Origin of the sequence: Paenarthrobacter sp. CM16 (genome assembly GCF_013179505.1) — a bacterium.
In the GTDB taxonomy this organism is placed as follows: Bacteria; Actinomycetota; Actinomycetes; order Actinomycetales; family Micrococcaceae; genus Arthrobacter.
The window spans coordinates 1-2,911 of record NZ_JABMCX010000426.1; the positions used below are offsets into that span (position 1 = coordinate 1).

Consider the following 2,911-nt stretch of genomic DNA (forward strand, 5'->3'; position numbering starts at 1 on the left):
CCTCCGGGTCCAGCTTGGGGAACAGGTACATGGCACCCGCGGCAGGGACGCAGCTGACGCCCGGAATCGCGGTGAGGAGTTTCCACGCAAGGTCCCGCTGGTCGCGGAGACGCCCGCCGGGACGAATGAGCGCTTCGATGCTTTGGTATCCACCCAGGCATGTTTGGATGGCGTGCTGGGCTGGAACGTTGGCACACAACCGCAGCGAGGCCAGCAGTTCCAGCGACTCCCGGTAAGCGGCGGTGACGGTCCGGGGGCCGGTCACTGCAACCCATCCGGCGCGGTAGCCAGGCATGCGGTACGCCTTGGACAATCCGCTGAACGTCAGGACGCACACGTCCTCGGCCACGGAGGCGGTGTGGATGTGCGGGGCGTCCACGTAGCGGATTTTCTCGTAGATCTCATCGGAAAACAGGACAAGATCATGCTTGCGGGCCAACGCGGCGAACTGCTCCAGGATGTGCCGGGGGTAGACGGCTCCGGTGGGGTTGTTCGGGTTGATGATCACGATGCCCTTGGTGCGCGGGGTGATCTTGGCTTCGACGTCGGACATGTCCGGCCACCAGTTCTCCTCCTCATCGCACAGGTAGTGAACAGGGCTGCCACCGGTGAGCGTCACGGCTGCGGTCCACAGAGGGTAGTCCGGTGCCGGGATCAGGATCTCGTCACCGTTCTCCATGAACGCCTGCAAGGTCATGGAAATGAGCTCGCTGACGCCGTTGCCAATGAAGACATCCTCGACGCCGATGGTCATCAGTCCGCGCGTTTGGTAGTACTGCGAGATGGCGGTGCGGGCTGAGAAGATGCCCTTGGAATCGCTGTACCCCTGGGCTCCGCGAAGATGGTGGATCATGTCCACCACCACAGACTCCGGCGCCTCCAACCCGAAGGGTGCTGTATCTCCCAGGTTCATCTTGAGAATACGGTGCCCCTCGGCCTCCATCGCCTTGGCTGCTTGGAGGATCGGCCCGCGGAGTTCATAGCGGACGTTCTGGAGTTTGCTGGAGTGCTGCATCGGACGCATGGTTGATCATTTCATGGCATCCGCCCGCCGGAGCAAATGATTCCGGAATCAGAGCCAGCGAATCACCACAGGAAGTGTCTTGATGTTGGCCGAAACTTCCCGCTCAGTACCGTTCACCGCAACAGCGAAGTGCTGGAGTTCATCCGCTGATGCCAGGACCTCAAAATGCCCGGTGGCATCACTGACGGCAGCCGTAGCCGAGGAATGGGCATAGATAAATGCGTCAGCGACTCCCTTATTGTGCCCGTCAACCACCCGTCCCCGGATCCGGTGGGCGGCACCTGCCGTGCCGGGTGCGGTTCCGGCGGGAGGATCGGAGGGTTCGTCGAAAGGCAGGGACACGGGGATGCGGACCAGGAAACCCAGCCCTTGCTGAATGGCGCCCGAATACTCCTCGGGCCGGAATTCACCGTTGGAGACCACGGAGTACTGGCTGTGGAGTTCCACGGCCAACAGCATTTGCTCCATGGTGTCCAACTGCTCGGGGCCGTGACATTCCACGGCAACCCGCAGTTCGAGGTCAAGTGCGGGCCCGTCTCCGCGCGACCTGCCAATCCGGTTGAGGGTGACAGCCCGGACGGTGACCGGCGCCTCAGGCAAGGGAACGACGGCGGTGGGGGACCCGTCGTCGAACCTCACATGCCGAGGAGCGACGGCGTCGGAAAGTACCCCCAGAAGGTCGGACAGCGACGAACGCACATGGCCCACGGCAGAACCCCAGCCGGACAGAGATCTACTACATCAACTGGAACTAGGCTACTCCCGGAGATGCCCGTAGTCACTGGGATCCGGACCCAAGTAGGTGACAGCACACGTCGCAATGAGGGCTCATTGGAGCAAGTGCTGTCACTTAGTTGGGAGACCACGCGCTCAGGCGAGGCCGGGAACGCCGTCGGTGATCGTGTAGGACTTTTTGGTGCTGACGGGTGCACCGGGCGTGGTGACGTAGTCCAGCACCCGGAAGTCCGCGGTCATGGCGTCCTTGGTGATGCGGGTGTTCACGTAGCCGCGGTTGTCGTTGTGGAACTTCAGGTGCGGGTTCCACGCCATGGTGGGGTCGGTGGCGGATCCTGTGCCATTTCCCGTGGACGTGATGGATGAGCACACCAGTTCTGAGCCCACCACAGCTGCGGCCGGGTCCTTGTAATCCACCTTGAGCTCGGTGGCCCAGTGGCGGTGGACGTCGCCGGTCAGTACGACGGCGTTGCGCACCTTGGCGTCCACCCACCCTTGGGTGATGCGACGGCGGGAGGCGGCGTAGCCGTCCCAGCCATCCATGGAGACGTCATCGATATCCGGCGCCTTGTCCCGGTCCCGCTCGGCGAAGAAGACCTGTTGGCCAAGAATGTCCCACCGCTGCGTGGAGTTCCTGAAGCCCTCCAGCAGCCATTTCTCTTGCTCGGCGCCGGTGATGGTGCGGTTCTCGGCCAGGCGTTCGGTGACGTTCTTCCGCCAACCGTCGCCCGCGAGCTGATCGTCGCGGTATTGGCGGGTGTCCATCATGTGGAAGTTGGCCAGCTGGCCCCACTGGATGGTGCGGTAGATCTTCATGTCGAACCCGGCCGGGACTGAAGAGCGGCGCAGCGGCATGTTCTCGTAGTACGCCTGGAACGCTGCCGAGCGGCGCTGCCGGAAACGCTCCGTGGTGTCGTTGAGCTGGCCGGCGTCGTTGTTCTCGGGGATTTCGTCCGCCCAGTTGTTGTCCACCTCGTGGTCATCCCACACCACCAGCCACGGTGCGATTGCGTGCGCTGCCTGGAGGTCGGCGTCGGACTTGTATTGGGCATGCCGCTGGCGGTAGCCGGCCAGGGTGCTGGTTTCGGGGCCCTCATGATCGCGCGGATTGCCGCCGCCGATCACGTAGCTGCCCTTCTTGTACTCGTAGAG

The 2,911-nt window shown here is 63.2% G+C and carries 3 protein-coding genes; all 3 read right to left on the bottom strand.

Translation table 11 applies throughout. From position 1 onward, the window contains the following. A partial coding sequence (locus HP499_RS22870; RefSeq protein ID WP_172326357.1) for a pyridoxal phosphate-dependent aminotransferase occupies positions 1 to 1,024 on the bottom strand: 1,024 nt, incomplete at its 3' end. A gap of 48 nt (positions 1,025 to 1,072) precedes the next feature. Beyond that, a complete protein-coding gene (locus HP499_RS22875; RefSeq protein WP_172326358.1) occupies positions 1,073 to 1,732 on the bottom strand; it encodes a hypothetical protein in 660 nt (219 codons plus the stop codon). A gap of 162 nt (positions 1,733 to 1,894) precedes the next feature. Further along, a partial coding sequence (locus HP499_RS22880) for an alkaline phosphatase D family protein (RefSeq protein ID WP_172326359.1) occupies positions 1,895 to 2,911 on the bottom strand: 1,017 nt, incomplete at its 5' end.